The sequence below is a fragment of the Micromonospora sp. CA-269861 genome (assembly GCF_050948505.1).
GTDB lineage: Bacteria > Actinomycetota > Actinomycetes > Mycobacteriales > Micromonosporaceae > Micromonospora.
Map to the genome: position 1 here is coordinate 4,877,926 of NZ_CP192014.1, position 16,569 is coordinate 4,894,494.

Genomic DNA, 16,569 nt, shown 5'->3' on the forward strand with positions numbered 1-16,569 from the left:
CCGGCTGGTCGGCCTTGCCCCGCTATCCTCGCGCGATGACCTCGCGGACCGCGCTGCGGAGACGCACGAAACACGTTCTCGTGGCCGTGGCCGTCCCGCTGGGCCTGCTGTCGTGCCTGTGGGTCCTGTCGTTCCTGTGGTTGCAGGTGTTCGGGACCGAGGGAGCGTTGCCACCGAAGTCGCGGCTACCGGAGGTGCCGTCCGGAGCCAGCGTCGTCGACGAGGGCACGGAGTGCGCCTCCGGTGGATGCTGGCGAACGATAACCGTGGTGCCCGCGGCGGGGCAGGCACCGGAGGATCTGGCACGCGAGATGGGCCTCTCCGAGGAGCTGAGCCTGCCGCCGACCCTGTTCGACCCCGCGTCCGTCTACGTCGGGGCCGAACCCAGAGAGGGCAAGTTGATCGTCCGCATCGGCTATCAGTGAACCCTTTCGGGCCCGCGCCCCGTACCGGCGCAGCAGCGGTTACAGTGCGCCTCGCCAACGGCTCACTGATCGAACAATCCCTTGATGCCGTGGGTCTTGAGCAGGTCGGGCACCCGCCTGTCAGCAACCGTTGTCCCAGTCGGTCCTCAGACCTGCCTGGGCAGGACTCCGGCCAACTGGTTCAGCTCTACCGGTTCGGGCTGGTAAGGGCATCCCATTCTTCGGCGCTGGAGATCGTCTGCCCGGTTGGCAGATAGAACGCCCGGCGCGGCGGATCGGCCACCGTGAAAGGCGTGAACTCCGGATCCGCAAGCAACCGATAGACGAATTCCGTGGTGGATACGTCGAACCGGTGCCATGACTCCAGCGGGTCCTTCCGTGCGATCACTGGCCACTGATCGGCGTCCACCGAGCGGTCAGTCAGCCAGAAGTACTCGCCCTCGGTCTGGTCCGAAGCCCAGCGGACCAGACCCGGCCCTCTGTCCGGCTCATACAACCCGTAGGGCGCGAGGAACTGCTCGATCATGCCGCCCTCGCGGTTGTCCTGCCGATACCTCCGCCAGGTCCCGAGTAGTGACGACGAACCTTGCTCCGCCGTCGGTGGCAGAACGTGCAGGTACGCCGAAAACGATCCCGGTCCGAAACGCTGACACAACTCCTGGTAATCGGTCGGCAACGCCACCCCAAGCTCGGACTCGACGTCGCCCCAGTCGCCCTCGATCGACTCCTGACGCCATCTGGTCGCGTCAACGATCCGGTCAGTCCAGTTCATTGCCATTCCTTCGGCGGTCGCCGCACGATCCGCACTGTCGGGTTGGTGGTCCGATAGGACCTCCACGTCAGCGGCGGAGGGTGAGGATCAGGTCGGCGACCAGGGCCGTCCAGCCGGTCTGGTGCCAGGCGCCCAGGCCGGCACCGTTGTCGCCGTGGAAGTACTCGGGGAAGGCGATCAGGTCACGCCAGTCCGGGTGGGTCTGGAACATCTGGGCGGCGCCGTAGATCGGCCGTCGGCCCCAGTCGTCCTGGGTGAAGAGCGAGATCAGCCGGGCGGAGAGGTCGTCGGCGATCTCGTCCAGGGTGTGCTTCACTCCGGAGCGGGTCGGGTACTCCACCTGGAGGTCGTCGCCGAAGAACGCCGCGTAGTCACGCAGCGCGCTGATCAGCAGGAAGTTCGTCGGCATCCAGATCGGACCGCGCCAGTTCGAGTTGCCGCCGAAGAGGCCGCTCGTCGACTCGGCCGGCTCGTAGCCGACGGAGAACTCCTGCCCGCCGAGGGTGACCGAGAACGGTTTGTCCAGGTGCGCGCGGGACAGCGTACGGAGGCCGAAGTCGGAGAGGAACTCGTCGGGGTCGAGCATCCGGGCAAGCAGGCGGACCACCTGTTCCGGGCCGACCATGGACAGCAGCCGCTGCTGCCGACCGTCGGGGCCGAGCCGGCGGGTGCCGATCACCTGGGCGTACTCCGGGCGGTTGGTCAGGAACCACCGCAGCCGGGCTCCCAGCTCCGGTAGGTGGTGCAGGGTCCTGGCGGTGAGCCGGGTGGTGGCGGCCAACGGCAGCAGCCCGACGACGGAGCGGACCTTCAGCGGCACCTTCGTGCCGTCGGCGAGGCGCAGCACGTCGTAGAAGAAAGCGTCCTCTTCGTCCCACAACCCCTGCTCGTACGCGGCGGCGGCGATGTAGGCGAAGTGCTCGAAGAACTTGGTGGCGGTGTCCACCCAGGTCCTGTCGTGTTCGGCGAGCACGATGGCCATGTCCAGCAGGTTGAGCGCGTACATGCCCATCCAGCCGGTGCCGTCGGACTGCTCCAGCACACCGGCGACCGGCAGCGCCGCCGAGCGGTCGAACGGCCCGACGTTGTCGAGCCCGAGGAAGCCACCCTCGAAGACGTTGTTGCCGCCGGTGTCCTTGCGGTTGACCCACCAGGTGAAGTTGAGCAGCAGCTTGTGCATCACCCGGGCCAGGAACTCGTAGTCCCTTCCGCCGTCGATCTCGAACACCTTCAGCGCCGCCCACGCGTGCACCGGCGGGTTCACGTCACCGAACGCCCACTCGTACGCCGGGATCTGCCCGTTGGGGTGCAGGTACCACTCGCGGAGCAGGAGCAGCAGTTGCTCCTTGGCGAAGCCCGGGTCGACCCGGGCGATGCTCACGCAGTGGAAGGCCAGGTCCCAGGCCGCGTACCAGGGGTACTCCCACGGGTCGGGCATGGAGATGACGTCGAAGCTGGTCATGTGCCACCAGGCGCTGTTGCGCCCGTGTCGACGCCCGGCCGGGGGTGGTGTCGAGCCCGGGTCGCCGTCGAGCCACCGTTTGACGTCGAAGTGGTAGAACTGCTTGCCCCACATCAGCCCGGCGATGGCCTGCCGGGCGACCAGCGCCTCGTCGGGTGTGGCGGCCGGCGGGATCACTCCGGCGAAGAACCGGTTCGCCTCGGCCCGCCGCGCCCAGACCACGGCTTCGAAGCCGTCGCTGAGGTCGGCCGGAGGTGGCGGCGCGGCGGCCGGCGGCGACGCGGTACGGGTCAGCCGCAGCCGGATCTGGCGCTGCTCGCCGGCCGGTACGTCGAGCACGTAGTGCAGCGCGCCCTTGGTGCCCTCGCGGGCCGGGTTGACAGTGGCCGCGCCGTTGACGACGTGGTCGTTGATGCCGTCCTTCGGGTACGGCGAGCGGCCGGGCAGGCCCCAGAGCCGTTCGGCGTTGGTGTCGTTGTCGCAGAGCAGCGGCACCGGGCCGCCGTCGCCCTCCAGCAGCAGTTGGCCGAGCACCCGGTGCTCACCGACGAGCCGGGTGCCCTGGCCGGTCAGCCGGGGGATCCGGTCGCCGCCGGGCAGGCCCCAGGACCAGGTGTTACGGAACCACAGGGTGGGCAGGACGTGCAGGGTCGCCGCCCGGTCGCCCCGGTTGGCGACGGTCACCACCATGCAGAGGTCGGTCGGGGACGCCTTGGCGTAGTCGACGGTCACCGCCCAGTACCTGTCGTCGTCGAAGATCCCGGTGTCCACCAGCTCGTACTCGGTGTCGTCGCGGCCGCGCAACGCGTTCACCGCGACGAGTTCGTCGTACGGGAAGGCGGCCTGCGGGTAGTGGTAGCGCCAGCGCATCCAGGAGTGGGTGGGCGTGGAGTCCTCGTACCACCAGTACTCCTTGACGTCCTCGCCGTGGTTGCCGCCGTCGCCGCCGAGGCCGAACATCCGCTCCTTGAGGATCGGGTCCTTGCCGTTCCAGAGGGCCAGGGCGAACGCGAAGGTCTGTCGTTCGTCGCAGACGCCGGCCATCCCGTCTTCATTCCACCGGTAGGCTCTGGACCGCGCGTGGTCATGCGGGAAGTAGTCCCAGGCCGTACCGTGCTCGCTGTAGTCCTCCCGTACCGTCCCCCACGCCCGTTCGGACAGATAGGGACCCCATGCACGCCAGTCCTGCTCCCCCGAGTCGGCCTGGGCGAGCCGGAGCCGCTCAGCGTCGGGTGGCGAGGCGTCGGAGGACGATCGGTCAGTGATCACGTGCACATCTTTGACGTCGCCGCGGTACTTGACCACAGCGGCCATTCTCGTCGTGGCGTGTTACACCCCGCCGCCGGTGGAGGAAAGTTGATCGACATTCACTTCGGCCCGCAGGTCTGCGGCGATCTGACCAGCGCGGCCAGTCGGGAGTGGCTGGTCCCCGACGGCCTCGGCGGCTATGCGATGGGCACGGTCGGAGGGCTGCGGACTCGCCGCTACCACGGTCTGTTGGTGGTTCCCGGCGAAACGCCGGCGTCCCGCCAGGTGGGACTGGTCAGTCTCGACCCGGCGGTCACCCTGCCGTCCGGCGCGCGGGTGCGCCTCGGCGCGCACGAGTGGGCCTCCGGCGACGTGGACCCGCGCGGCTTCGAGCTGTTGGAGCGTTTCGACCTGGTCGACGGGCTGCCCCGGTGGCGGTGGCGGATCGGCGCTGTGGTGATCGAACGGGAGCTGGCCATGCTGCCCGGCCGCTCCTGCGTCGCGGTGGTGCACCGGCTGGTCGCCGGTGGTCCCGTCCGGCTGGAGCTGTCGGCCGCCTGCACCTGGCGGGACGCGCACGGCGAACGGCGGGCCGACGGCCCGATCCCGCAGGTCGAGGCGGTGGCCGACGGCGCGGTGGTCGAGGGCGCGTACCGGCTCGCCGGGCCGGGGTGGGCGCCCGAGGGGCAGTGGTGGCTGGGCGTGCACCACCGCGAGGAGGCCAACCGGGGGCTGCACCCGGACGAGGACCTCTGGTACGCGGGCCGCTTCTCCGGTGAGTTGGAACGCCCCGGCGACACCGTCTCGGTGCGGGCCTGGGCCGGTCGACTCGACGAGGAGCCACCGCCGGCCACGGAGATCGTGGCGGCGGCCCGGCGGCGCAACCGGCGGGTGGTGGCGACGGCGAAGCCGGCCGACGACGTGGAGGCCACCCTGGTGCTGGCCGCCGACGCGTTCGTGGTGCGCACCAACCAGGCGGCGGTCGACGTGGTCGCCGGGTACCCGTGGTTCGGGGCGTGGTCGCGGGACACGATGATCTCGTACGAGGGGCTGTTCCTCTGCACGGGTCGCGCCGACGAGGGTCGGGAACTGCTGCGGGCGTACGCGGCGACGCTGTCCGAGGGGATGCTCGCCAACACTGCCGACACCGGCCGGGTGGAGTACAACACCGTCGACGGCACGCTGTGGTTCCTGCACGCGGTGAGCCGGCACGTCACGGTGACCGGCGACACCGACCTCGGCGACGAGTTGCTGCCCGCGCTGCGCGCCGTGATCGACGCTCACGCGGCCGGCACCCGGTACGGGATCCGCGTCGACCCGGCCGACGGGCTGCTCACCCAGGGCGCCGCCGGCACCGCGTTGACCTGGATGGATGCCCGGGTGTACGGGGTGCCGGTCACCCCGCGAACCGGCAAGCCGGTCGAGGTCAACGCGTTGTGGATCAACGGGCTGGCGGGGCTCGCGGAGCTGACCGAGCTGGCCGGGCGGGACGCGGGCGAGCTGTGGCGACGCCACGCGCAGGCCACCGCGTCGTTCCGGGAGCGGTTCCCCGCGCCGACCGGGTGGCTGCACGACGTGCTGGACGCGCCCGCGCCGGCGTACCCGCTGGGTGGCGCCGCTCTGCACGACGACGACGCGTTGCGCCCCAACCAGCTGCTGGCCTGGTCGCTGCCGTACGCGCCGATGGAGCCGGACGAGGCGACGCTGCGGCGGATCGCGGGCGGGCTGCTCACCCCACTCGGCCCGCGCAGTCTCGCCCCGGACTCCGCGGAGTTCGTGGGCCGGCACGGGGGCGGTCCGGCCGACCGGGACGGGGGCTACCACCAGGGCACGGTCTGGCCGTGGCTGCTCGGCCCGTACGTGGACGCCGCACGCCGAGGAAAGATGTCCGTCGATGACGTATTCGTCGGCATTGAGGCTCATTTGATGGAATTTGGGATAGGCTCAGTGAGCGAGACGGCAGATGGCCTCGCGCCGCACACCGCTACCGGCTGCCCGTTCCAGGCATGGTCGGTGGCCGAGCTGCTGCGGGTGCGGCGAAAGAGCCAGTAGCGCTTTACACGACCGCAACGGTGGTGTCGCCGCTGGTTATCGCGATCCCGGCAGGATTGGCCTCGATCCAGACGCGACGGCGACATCGAATCCGGTGTCGGTCGGCGCGCGCCCGGGGACAACTCAAAGGGGGCCGCATGTCACTCGATGCCCACGTGATCGACATCAACCCCGCCCGACAGCTGCGGGTGCTGATGCTCTCCTGGGAGTACCCGCCGGTGCTCGTCGGCGGCCTCGGTCGACACGTGCACGCCCTCTCCGTCGCCCTCGCCGCCGCCGGCCACGAGGTCACCGTCGTCACCCGCCACTGCGAGGGCGCACCCCTCGAGGAGTACGCCGACGGCGTGCGCATCCTGCGCGCCCCCGAGGACCCGGTCACCTTCCCCCTCGCCACCGGCTCACTGCTGGCCTGGACCATGGCCTTCAACCACACCCTCACCCGCACCGCCCTGCGCGCCACCCAGGCCGGCGCCTACGACGTCATCCACGCCCACGACTGGCTCGTCGCGCACACCGCCGTCACCCTCGCCGAGCACCTGGACCTCCCCCTGGTCACCACCATGCACGCCACCGAGGCCGGCCGGCACCAGGGCTGGCTGCCGGAGGAGATGAACCGCACCATCCACGGCGTCGAGCACTGGCTCAGCGGCTCCTCCATTCGGGTGATCACCTGTTCCGGGTACATGCGCGACCAGGTGACAGCGCTGTTCGACGTACCGGCCACCCAGGTCGACGTGGTACCCAACGGGGTCGACGACCGGGCCTGGCGGGCCCGTCCACGGGCTGTCGCGTCGGCCCGCGCACGGTTCGCCGGCGACGGCCCTCTGGTCGGGTACGCCGGACGGCTGGTCTACGAGAAGGGCGTCCAGCACCTGGTGCAATCCGTACCCCGGCTCCGTGAACGACACCCGGGGCTGCGCGTGGTGATCGCCGGCGACGGCCCGTACCGCACCGAGTTGGAGGCGGAGGCCCGGCGGCTGGCGCTCAGCTCGACCGTCCGGTTCACCGGGTTCCTCGACTCCACCCAACTGCCGGCCATGCTCGGCGCGACCGACGCGACGGTGGTCCCCAGCCTCTACGAGCCGTTCGGCATGGTGGCGCTGGAGGCGGCGGCCGCCGGAGCACCACTGGCGGTGGCCCGTACCGGCGGCCTCGCCGAGATCGTCGAGTCCGGGGTGACCGGGGTGACGTTCCCGCACAGCGACCCGGACGCGCTCGCCGGCGCGGTCGGCCAACTCCTCGGCGACGAGGTCTTCGCCCGGCGGCTGGCCCGCCGTGCCCGCACGATGGTCGGCGAGCGGTACGGCTGGGCCACCATCGCGGCCCGCACCGCCGCCAGCTACGCCACCGCCCGTCGCGAACACGGCCCCGTGCAGGCCCGACGCGCCGCCGCCCGACTGGCCGGCGGGCGGCCCCGGATCGCCATCCCGGAGGGGAACCTGCTGACCGCCGCCGCCGACCACGCCGCATGCTGAGCTGAGTCGGACGACCGATAGGTGACTTCCGATCCGCTGGTTAGGGTGTAGCCCGGACAGCGGCTGAGGAGGAGCGTGCACAGGTGCTGATCGCCGGTCGGTACCGGCTGCTCGACCTGGTGGGTCGCGGGGGCATGGGTCGGGTGTGGCGCGCCCGCGACGAGATGCTGCACCGCGAGGTAGCGGTCAAGGAGATCGTTCCACCGAGTTGGTTGGCCGATCCGGAACGGGCCGAGGTGCGCTCGCGCACCATGCGCGAGGCGCGCGCCGCGGCCCGACTCAACCACCCCGCCGTGGTCCGGCTCTACGACGTCGTCGCGGTCGACGGCAACCCGTGGATCGTCATGGAGTACGTCCCGTCCCGCACCCTGCAGGACGTCGTGGACACCGAGGGGCCCCTGGAGCCGGCCCGCGCCGCCCGGATCGGCCTGGCCGTGCTCGACGCGCTGCAGGCCGCGCACACCGCCGGGGTGCTGCACCGCGACATCAAGCCGCAGAACGTGCTCGTGGCGCACGACGGCCGGGTGATGCTCACCGACTTCGGGCTGGCCACCTTCGACGGCGGCGACGGCGCGATGACCCGCCCCGGCATGGTCCTCGGCTCCCCGCAGTACGTGGCCCCGGAGCGGGCCGCGGAGGGGGCGTCCACGGTGGCCGCCGATCTGTGGTCGCTCGGCGCGACCCTGCACGCCGCGGTGGAGGGGCAGTCCCCGTACGCCCGCAGCACCGCGATGGCCACCCTGAGCGCACTGGCCGCCGGCCCACCGGACCCCGCCCCGCACGCCGGGGCGCTCGCGCCGGTGCTCGACGGGCTGCTGCGCCGCGACCCGCGCGACCGCCTCGACCACGACGCGGCCCGCCGGTTGCTCAGAGCGGCCGCGACCGGCCGTGCCGACCCACCGCCGGCGACCGACCGACCCCCGGTCGACGGGCCGGCGCCGGGGCTGGTCGCCCAGCCCGCCGCCGACGACTCCGACGACCAGGACCCCACCGTTCCGCTGCCCGACCCGGCCGTCGGCCCGGACGCCTCAGCCACAGCCAGCGGTGCCTTGCCCACGCCGGCCCCGGATCCGGCGGCCGCCGGGCGTACCGCGCGTCGGGTGGCGGTGGTCGCCGTGGCGCTGCTGGTAGCCGTCGTGGCCGGGGTCGGCACCGCGCTGACCGTCACCGGCGACAAGCCCAGCGACACCACCGGCTGGTCCTCGCCGCCGCCGTACCGCCCGCCCAACGGCGGGCCGTTCGGCCCCGGCCCGCCACCCGGCCCACCGCCCGACGGGCGAGACGTCCCCCCACCGCCGTTCGCCTGTGTCCGCCCGGACATCATCGGCACGCCCGTGCAGGCCGGCACACCCAACTCGGGCGAAGAGTTCCGGCCGCCGCCCGGCTGGGTCTGGCACGCCGACACCGCAGGCTTCCGCGTCTCCGTACCGGCCGCGTGGGTGTTCTCCCGCGACGACGGGGTGGCGTGCTTCCAGGACCCGGCGACCGGCCGGGCCTTCAGCGTCGTCGAGGGCGGCGCCACCGATCCCCTGCAACGGCTGCGGACCGTCCGCGACGCGGCAGCCGGGGCGGGCTCCTTGCCGGGGTACGACGAGATCCGGCTCGCCGCGGGCGGCGGCGGAGCCGAGTGGGAGTTCCGCTGGCGGACACCGCACGGAAGCTGGCTGCACGCCCGGCAGCAGATCCTCGTCGCCAACCGCTGGACGCTGGGTTGGATCATCCGGGACGAGGACTGGGCCAGGGCCGCCGCCGACTGGGAAATCGTGCGAAAAAGTTTCCGACCACCCCGCTGACCTGCACCGTATGGCCATGATCCGGACCACCGTCCGGCGTGGATCGAGGCCGCTCAGTGGATGAGAAAGCCGGCATTGGTGGCTATCGTGGATCCCGGGGTGACCGAGGGGGAGCGACCGTGCATCAGTTGCTGATCGCGGGTCGGTACCGGCTGCTCGACCTGGTCGGCACCGGCGGAATGGGCCGGGTGTGGCTTGCTCGCGACGAGATGCTGCATCGCGACGTGGCGGTGAAGGAAGTCGTGCCGCCGTCCTGGCTGGCCGAGACCGAACGCGAGGAGTTGCGGCTACGGACCCTGCGTGAGGCACGCACCGCCGCCCGGCTCAACCACCCCAACGTGGTCCGCCTCTACGACGTGGTGCACGACCGGGAGAGCCCCTGGATCGTGATGGAGTACGTGCCATCCCGGTCGGTGCAGCAGATCATCAGCGCCGAGGGGCCGCTGAGCCCGCAGCGCACCGCCCGGATCGGGCTGGCGGTGCTCGCCGCCTTGCGGGCCGCGCACGCCGCCGGAGTCCTGCACCGCGACGTGAAGCCGCACAACGTGCTGGTGGCCGACGACGGGCGGGTGGTGCTCACCGACTTCGGGCTGGCCACCTTCGACGGTGGCGACGGTGCGATGACCGGGCCCGGCACGGTGCTCGGCTCACCGCAGTTCGTCGCCCCCGAGCGAGCCCGCGAAGGGGTCTCCGACGCGCGTACCGACATGTGGTCGCTGGGCGCGACGCTCTACGCGACCGTCGAGGGGCAGTCACCGTACGCCCGGTCGAGCGCGATGGCGACGCTCAGCGCGCTGGCCACCGAACCCCCGGATCCGATGCGTCGGGCCGGTCCGTTGCGTCCCGCCCTCACCGGCCTGTTGCAGCGCGACCCCTGGCGGCGGTTGACCGCCGCCGAGGCGGAGCCGCTGCTGCGCAGCGCGGCGGCGACCCCGACGAGCCCCTGCCGGTCCGGTCCTCGGCGGTCGCGGCGGTCCGCAGCGCCAGCCGGGCCGTCGCGCCCCACCCGGTCGAACCGGTGGCCCCGTGGGGCGAGCCGGCGACCCCGACCCCGCGCCCGTCGCGCCGACCCGGCCGGCGACGGCGACTGATCGCCCTGAGTGGCGCGGCCACCGCCCTGCTCGTCGCGGGAGGCATCACGCTGGCCCTGGTCAACCGGCACGATGAGCGGACCCCACCGTCCGGCTCGGGTGGTGGCGCGCCGACCTCCCGGCCGGCGGCGTTCGCCTGCGCGTCGGCCCCGCCACCGTCGGCGACGCCGGTGGTGTCGGTGTCACCGCCGGCCGACGTGAAATACGGGCTGCGCGAGGGCTGGACCTGGTACGACGACCCGACCGGGTTTCGGATCGCCGCGCCGGTGGGTTGGGCGCGCTGGACCGAGGGCGCGGTGACCTGCTTCCGGAAATCGAGTGGGTCCCGGGTGCTCAGCGTCGAGGCGGGCCCGGCCCGCGCGGACCCGGTGGCGCACTGGACGGCCGAGGAGGCTCGGCTGACCGCGAGTGGGGCGCTGCCGGGCTATCGCAAGGTGGACATCTCCGCGATGGACATCTTCGAGGGTGGCGCGGTGTGGGAGTGCGGCTGGCAGAACGCCCTCGGCGTTGCGGTGCACAGCTTCCGGCTGCTGGCCAACACCTCGGCCGACCGTTCCTACACCGTCTCGTGGTTGACAGAAGAGTTCGACTGGCAGGTCAACGCGGCATACTTGCCGATGATCCGGCAGAGCTTCACCCCCACCCTGTAACGCGGTCCGATGTGGACCTTCCGGGTGATGCCCCTGCGGCGCCGACGCTGACTACAGTGGCGTAGTTTTGGGCGCTCAAGATCCCTGGGGAGGGTGAGCCGAGATGATGGGACCGCAACACGCGCTGTCCGGCGCGGCGGTGTGGCTGGCTGGCTCCTGGGCACTGGAGCAGTTCGCCGACTACCACCAGTCGCCCCTCGCGTTGGCGGTGGGCACCGCGGTGTGCGCCGGTGGCGCGCTCTTTCCCGACCTCGACATGTCGGGCAAGGTGACCAAGAACCAGGGTGGGGCCACCGTGGCCCGCACCTTCGGAGTCTTCTCACTCTTCGCCGCCGAGGTGATGGAGAAGGTCTCCCTCGGCGTCTACTACGCCACGAAGCTCAGCAGGGACCCACGCCGCAACAACGGGCACCGGACGCTGACCCACACGCTGCCGTTCACCGTGCTGGTCGGCTGGGGCACCACCGCGCTCTGCGCCGCGTACGGCAAGTGGGCGGTCATCACCATCCTGTTCTTCATGTTCGGCCTGGCGCTGCGCGGGCTGTTCGACGACTGGGCCGAGCGGGCCGGCTGGGTCATCATCACTCTCGCGTCCGCCGGGGCGGCCTGGTTCACCTTCGCCAACCTGCCCGGCGGACGCGGCTATCCGCTGATCGGCACCGCGCTGGGTGTGGGCTGCTTCGTGCACATCCTCGGCGACATGATCACCAGAGCCGGCGTGCCGATCCTCTGGCCGATCCCGATCAAGCGGCGCATGTGGATGATGATCGGCCTGCCGAACAGCATCGCCCTGCGCGTAGGCAGCAAGGCCGAAGTGGTCGGGATGCGCATCGCACTGACCGTCGTCTCGGCGCTCGCGACAGTCGGCCTGATCGCGCCCTCGGTGCTGAGCCGATTCGACATCGACATATGACCGATCCGGCGCCGGCAGTCCCGCCGGTCGCGGACGAACGCGTACCGGAGTTCTGCCGCGCCCTGGGACTGCCCGGCCTCGCCGACGTGCACGTGCACTTCCTGCCGCCGCGACTGCTGCGCCGGGTGTGGGCCTACTTCGACGCCGCCGGGCCGCTGGTCGGCACCGAATGGCCGATCCTCTACCGGTGGAGCGACGCCGACCGGGTCGCGCACCTGCGGCGGCTCGGGGTGCGGGCGTTCAGCGCCCTGGCGTACGCGCACCGGCCGGGCATGGCGGCGGAACTCAACCGCTGGACGCTGGACTTCGCCCGCGACACCCCCGGGTGCCTGGCCTCGGCCACGTTCTACCCCGAGCCGGACGCCCCCGGGTACGTCGAGGCGGCCCTCGCGGAAGGCGCCCGACTGTTCAAGCTGCACCTGCAGGTCGGTGGCTTCGCCCCGACCGATCCCGCGCTCGACGAGGTGTGGGGGATGCTGTCGGACGCGAGCGTGCCGGTGGTGGTGCACGCCGGACACGCCCCGGTGGGTACCGCCCACACCGGCCCGGACCCGTTCGCCGACCTGCTCGCCCGCCACCCTCGGCTGACCGCCGTGGTGGCGCACATGGGCGCCCCGGACTACCGGGCCTTCCTGGACCTCGCCGAGACGTACGAACACGTCCGGCTGGACACCACAATGGCCTTCACACCCTTCTTCGACCAGTTCATCCCCTTCCCCACCGAGGAGCTGCCCCGGTTGCGCGAGTTGGGGCTGGCCGGCAAGGTGCTGCTGGGCAGCGACTTCCCGAACATCCCCTACCCGTACGCCGACCAGTTGACCGGGCTGGCCCGGCTGGACCTGGGCGACGACTGGCTGCGCGCGGTCTGCTGGAACAGCGCCGCCGCCCTCTTCGACCTGCCCTGACCCCCGGGCCGCCCCGCGCCCCGCGCCCCACGCCCACGCCCCACGCCCCACGCCCCGCGCCCCGCGCCCCGCAAGATCGTGCTCGATCCTTGTTGTAGTGGCGTCCGCGGCGGCCCGAGGGGACTACATCCGGGATCGAGCGCGATCTTGAGGAGCGCCCCTCTCGGGACGCACGCGCACGGTGCCGCCGGACCGGTGAATTCTTTTCGACATCGGCTATTGACGTCGCCGTAACAGGTGGCCTAGCGTCCTGTCGAACCGCTTCGTCGAAACGCTTCGACGAAGGTTCGGGAGCGGTCCCACCCCAGGCCGGAGGAGGTGCGCGGTGGCCACCATGCACGACGTCGCCCGCCTCGCGCAGGTCTCGGTCAGCACCGTCTCGTACGTGCTCACCGGCACCCGGCCGATCTCGCAGGCCACCCGCAACAAGGTGCTCGCGGCGATGGCAAAGCTCGACTACCAGCCCAACGCGATGGCCCGGGGGCTGGCCAGTCGCCGCAGCCGGATCCTCGGTCTGCTGATGCCGATGGACGAACGCGGCCTCGGCGCCACCGAGACGGCCTTCGTGACCGGTGCCGCCGCCGCCGCGAGCGTCGCCGGCTACCACCTGGTGCTCTCGCCGGTCGGCGGGGGCGACCTCGACGACCTGCGTCGGCTGGCCAGCCAGCGGATGCTCGACGGGGTCGTGCTGATGGAGGTCCAGCTGGCCGACGAGCGGGTCACCGTGCTCCAGGAAGCGGGGGTGCCGCTGGTGCTGATCGGCCGTACCGGCGACACCAGCACGCTCTCCTACGTCGACATCGACTTCGACCAGACCGTCCGGGAGGCCGTCGCGCACCTGGTCGGCCTCGGGCACCGGCGGATCGTCTACGTCAACCACTCGGCCGCCACGCTGGCCAGCGGTTACGGGCCCGCGCTGCGTACCCGGGACGCCTTCACCGCGGCGATGACCGGGCACGGCCTGGAGCCGGTGATGATCGCGGCCGAGGACAGCGCCGCCGGCGGGCGGGCCGCCTTGGCCGCCGCGTTCGCGCAGGCCCCGGAGCTGACCGCGGTGCTGGCCATGAACGAGACGGCGATCTTCGGCATACTCGGCGAGCTGACCGGCCGCGGGTTGTCGGTGCCCGACGATGTCTCCGTCGTCTCGATGGTCACCTCGCCGCAGGTCGCCGAACTGGCCACCCCGGCGCTGACCGCGATGACGTCACCCGGTTCGGCGCTCGGCCGGATCGCGATCGAGGCGCTGACGCGCCACCTGGACGGCCCCGCGGACCTTCGTCACCAGCAACTGCTGCCGTGCGCGCTGGAGGTCCGGGGGTCGACCGCCGCGCCACGAAGCCGCCAACCACTGGGGGCTGATCAGTAAATGGCCCGCCGCCGCGCTGCAACGCGACGACGGGCCCCGTGAAGTACCGGCTAGATACTCAACGAGGAGGATGGTAATGCAGCGATTCCACCGGCTCGTCGCCGCGATCGCCCTGGCCGCGACCGCGACGACCACCGTGGCCGCCTGCGGCGGTGGTGACAGCGGGGACAGCAGCGACGCCAAGGTTCTGAAGCTCTGGCACTACGAGAGCGAGAACAGCGCCATGGGGGTCGGCTGGGACCGGGCCATCGAGATCTTCAAGTCCGAGCACCCGGGCGTCGAGGTGCGCTTCGAGCGCAAGGCGTTCGAGCAGATCCAGCAGAACGCCGGCATGATCATCAACTCGTCCGAAGGCCCGGACATCATGGAGTACAACAAGGGCAACGCGACCGCCGGGCTGCTCTCCTCCCAGGGCCTGCTGGCCGACCTGAGCAGCGAGGCCGACAAGCGCGGCTGGGCCGGCAAGCTCAGCCCCAGCCTGCAGACCACCGCCCGGTACAGCGACAAGGGCGTGATGGGTTCCGGCAAGTGGTTCGGTGTGCCGAACTATGGCGAGTACGTCACTGTCTACTACAACAAGGACCTGTTCCAGCAGAACGGCGTGAAGGTCCCGACCACCATGGCCGAGATGACCGCCGCGATGGACACCTTCGTCGGCAAGGGCGTCACCCCGCTGGGCATGGCCGGCGCCGAGTACCCGGCCGGGCAGCTCTTCTACCAGCTCGCCCTCTCCAAGGGCGACCGGCAGTTCGTCGACAACTACCAGCTCTACAAGAACCCTGTCGACTTCAAGGCCGACCCGCTCAAGTACGGCGCGGACACCTTCGCCCAGTGGGTGCAGAAGGGTTACGTCGCGAAGAACTCGGCCAGCCTCAAGGCCGAGGACATGGGCACCGCCTTCATCGGCGGCAAGGTCCCGATGATCGTCTCGGGTAGCTGGTGGTACGGCCGGTTCAAGGCCGAGATGAAGGCCAACTGGGACACCTTCCTCTTCCCCGGCAACACCCTGCAGGCCGGCTCCTCCGGCAACCTCTGGGTGGTCCCGGAGAACAGCAAGGCCAAGAGCCTGGCGTACGACTTCATCGACATCACCCTGCGCCCGGAGATCCAGGACCTGATCGGCAACAACGGTGGTGTTCCGGTCGCCGCCGACGCGTCGAAGATCACCGACCCGAAGGACCGCAAGCTGATCGAGGACTTCAACACGGTCAGCAAGCAGGACGGGCTCGCCTTCTACCCGGACTGGCCGGTCCCCGGCTACTACGACGTGCTGGTCTCCGGCTTCCAGGGTCTGATCAACGGCTCGAAGTCTCCCGACCAGGTCCTCGACACGATCGCCAAGCCGTACGCCGATGGCGTCAAGGAGATCACCGGCAAGTGACACGGCGAGCGGCGGGCGTGACCGGCACGACCGGCACGCCCGCCCGCCCCGCCGGGAAGGATCTTCCATGGCAGTCTCCGAGACGGTCGCCGCCACACCGCCGGCCGCGACCCCCACCCCGCCCGCGCCCAGCCGCAGACGCCGCGGCCGCAACGCGGCGTACTGGCTCTACCTGCTCCCCGGAGCGGTGCTCTTCCTCCTGGTCATCGGTGCGCCGCTGGTCGGCACCCTCTACCTGTCGCTGACCAAGTGGTCAGGCATCGGCGACCCCAGGTGGGTCGGCCTGGCCAACTACCAGCAGTTGCTGCACGACGACGTGTTCTGGGCGTCGTTCCGCAACACCGTCTGGATGCTCGTCGCGATGGTGGTGGTGCCCACAGTGCTCGGGCTGCTGCTCGCCGCGGTGCTCTTCGACGTCATCGGACGCCGGTTCAAGCCCCGCACCGCCGCCGCGCTGCGGGCCGCGTTCTATCTCCCGCAGGTGCTGCCCGTCGTGGTGGCCGGCATCGTCTGGGGCTGGATCCTCCGCCCCGACGGCGCGTTCAACAGCCTCCTCGACGCGGTCGGTCTCGGCGCGCTACGCCACGACTGGCTCGGCGACCCGGGCACCGCCCTGCCGGCCGTGATGGCCGTGATGATCTGGGTGCAGATCGGCTACCCGGTGGTCGTCTTCATGGCGGCGTTGCAGCGGGTCGACCCCGAGCTGTACGAGGCGGCCGAGGTCGACGGCGCGAACTGGCTGCACCGGTTCCGGGCGATCACCCTCCCGCAGATCCGGCCGGAGACCTTCGTGGTGGCCCTGACCTGCACCATCGCCGCGTTGAAGGTGTTCGGGCCGATCTTCGCCCTGACCCGGGGCGGCCCGGACAACGCCACGAACGTGCCGTCGTACTTCGCCTACTACACGTTCTTCAAGAAGCTGCAGGTCGGCTACGGCTCCGCGATCTCGATGGTGCTGACACTGATCATCGTGGTGGTGGCCGGGGTCTTCATCTGGATGCAGGCCCGCAGCGAGCGCCGGGACCGGGGGTTCTGA

The 16,569-nt window shown here is 71.2% G+C and carries 13 protein-coding genes; 11 read left to right on the forward strand and 2 right to left on the reverse strand.

Going from position 1 to position 16,569, the window contains the following annotated elements:
- The first annotated feature begins 35 nt into the window (after positions 1-35).
- Positions 36-425 (forward strand): hypothetical protein, encoded by a 390-nt coding sequence (locus ACQP0U_RS22235; RefSeq protein ID WP_433310249.1) that lies wholly within the window; start codon positions 36-38, stop codon positions 423-425.
- A 187-nt stretch (positions 426-612) separates the two neighbouring features.
- On the opposite strand, the gene ACQP0U_RS22240 is transcribed toward ACQP0U_RS22235, so the two are convergent.
- Positions 613-1,197, reverse strand: a complete 585-nt coding sequence (locus ACQP0U_RS22240; protein ID WP_433310252.1) for a hypothetical protein — start codon at positions 1,195-1,197, stop codon at positions 613-615.
- 67 nt (positions 1,198-1,264) lie between these two features.
- Positions 1,265-3,973, reverse strand: coding sequence for an MGH1-like glycoside hydrolase domain-containing protein (locus ACQP0U_RS22245; protein WP_433310255.1), 2,709 nt, complete (start codon positions 3,971-3,973; stop codon positions 1,265-1,267).
- 42 nt (positions 3,974-4,015) lie between these two features.
- Between ACQP0U_RS22245 and ACQP0U_RS22250 the strand changes: the two genes are divergently transcribed.
- From ACQP0U_RS22250 to ACQP0U_RS22295, 10 genes are all read left to right on the forward strand, one after another.
- Positions 4,016-5,959, forward strand: coding sequence for an amylo-alpha-1,6-glucosidase (locus ACQP0U_RS22250; RefSeq protein WP_433310258.1), 1,944 nt, complete (start codon positions 4,016-4,018; stop codon positions 5,957-5,959).
- A 137-nt stretch (positions 5,960-6,096) separates the two neighbouring features.
- Complete coding sequence (locus ACQP0U_RS22255; RefSeq protein ID WP_433310261.1) at positions 6,097-7,434, forward strand: glycosyltransferase family 4 protein; 1,338 nt, start codon at positions 6,097-6,099, stop codon at positions 7,432-7,434.
- Between the two features lie 83 nt (positions 7,435-7,517).
- Positions 7,518-9,227 carry a serine/threonine-protein kinase gene (locus tag ACQP0U_RS22260; protein WP_433310264.1) on the forward strand — a complete coding sequence of 570 codons (1,710 nt, stop codon included), beginning with the start codon at positions 7,518-7,520 and terminating at the stop codon, positions 9,225-9,227.
- A gap of 119 nt (positions 9,228-9,346) precedes the next feature.
- Positions 9,347-10,318 carry a serine/threonine-protein kinase gene (locus ACQP0U_RS22265; protein ID WP_433310267.1) on the forward strand — a complete coding sequence of 324 codons (972 nt, stop codon included), beginning with the start codon at positions 9,347-9,349 and terminating at the stop codon, positions 10,316-10,318.
- The gene (locus ACQP0U_RS22270; RefSeq protein ID WP_433310270.1) at positions 10,246-10,968 is read left to right on the forward strand and encodes a hypothetical protein; all 723 of its coding nucleotides are present in this window, start codon (positions 10,246-10,248) and stop codon (positions 10,966-10,968) included. Before ACQP0U_RS22265 ends, ACQP0U_RS22270 begins: the two co-directional genes overlap by 73 nt.
- Before the next feature lie 103 nt (positions 10,969-11,071).
- Positions 11,072-11,881, forward strand: coding sequence for a metal-dependent hydrolase (locus ACQP0U_RS22275; protein WP_433310273.1), 810 nt, complete (start codon positions 11,072-11,074; stop codon positions 11,879-11,881).
- Complete coding sequence (locus ACQP0U_RS22280) at positions 11,878-12,786, forward strand: amidohydrolase family protein (protein ID WP_433310276.1); 909 nt, start codon at positions 11,878-11,880, stop codon at positions 12,784-12,786. Before ACQP0U_RS22275 ends, ACQP0U_RS22280 begins: the two co-directional genes overlap by 4 nt.
- A 334-nt stretch (positions 12,787-13,120) precedes the next feature.
- On the forward strand, positions 13,121-14,152 hold the full coding sequence (locus tag ACQP0U_RS22285; protein WP_433321021.1) for a LacI family DNA-binding transcriptional regulator: 1,032 nt from the start codon (positions 13,121-13,123) through the stop codon (positions 14,150-14,152).
- A 76-nt stretch (positions 14,153-14,228) separates the two neighbouring features.
- Complete coding sequence (locus tag ACQP0U_RS22290) at positions 14,229-15,533, forward strand: ABC transporter substrate-binding protein (RefSeq protein ID WP_433310279.1); 1,305 nt, start codon at positions 14,229-14,231, stop codon at positions 15,531-15,533.
- 67 nt (positions 15,534-15,600) lie between these two features.
- Positions 15,601-16,569, forward strand: coding sequence for a carbohydrate ABC transporter permease (locus tag ACQP0U_RS22295; protein ID WP_433310282.1), 969 nt, complete (start codon positions 15,601-15,603; stop codon positions 16,567-16,569).

Bases quoted from the DNA above. Each gene is read 5' to 3' on its own strand.
- ACQP0U_RS22235 (WP_433310249.1), top strand. From the start codon at position 36: ATGACCTCGCGGACCGCGCTGCGGAGACGCACGAAACACGTTCTCGTG.
- ACQP0U_RS22240 (WP_433310252.1), bottom strand. From the start codon at position 1,197: ATGAACTGGACTGACCGGATCGTTGACGCGACCAGATGGCGTCAGGAG.
- ACQP0U_RS22280 (WP_433310276.1), top strand. From the start codon at position 11,878: ATGACCGATCCGGCGCCGGCAGTCCCGCCGGTCGCGGACGAACGCGTA.
- ACQP0U_RS22285 (WP_433321021.1), top strand. From the start codon at position 13,121: ATGCACGACGTCGCCCGCCTCGCGCAGGTCTCGGTCAGCACCGTCTCG.
- ACQP0U_RS22255 (WP_433310261.1), top strand. From the start codon at position 6,097: ATGTCACTCGATGCCCACGTGATCGACATCAACCCCGCCCGACAGCTG.
- ACQP0U_RS22295 (WP_433310282.1), top strand. From the start codon at position 15,601: ATGGCAGTCTCCGAGACGGTCGCCGCCACACCGCCGGCCGCGACCCCC.
- ACQP0U_RS22275 (WP_433310273.1), top strand. From the start codon at position 11,072: ATGATGGGACCGCAACACGCGCTGTCCGGCGCGGCGGTGTGGCTGGCT.
- ACQP0U_RS22245 (WP_433310255.1), bottom strand. From the start codon at position 3,973: ATGGCCGCTGTGGTCAAGTACCGCGGCGACGTCAAAGATGTGCACGTG.
- ACQP0U_RS22290 (WP_433310279.1), top strand. From the start codon at position 14,229: ATGCAGCGATTCCACCGGCTCGTCGCCGCGATCGCCCTGGCCGCGACC.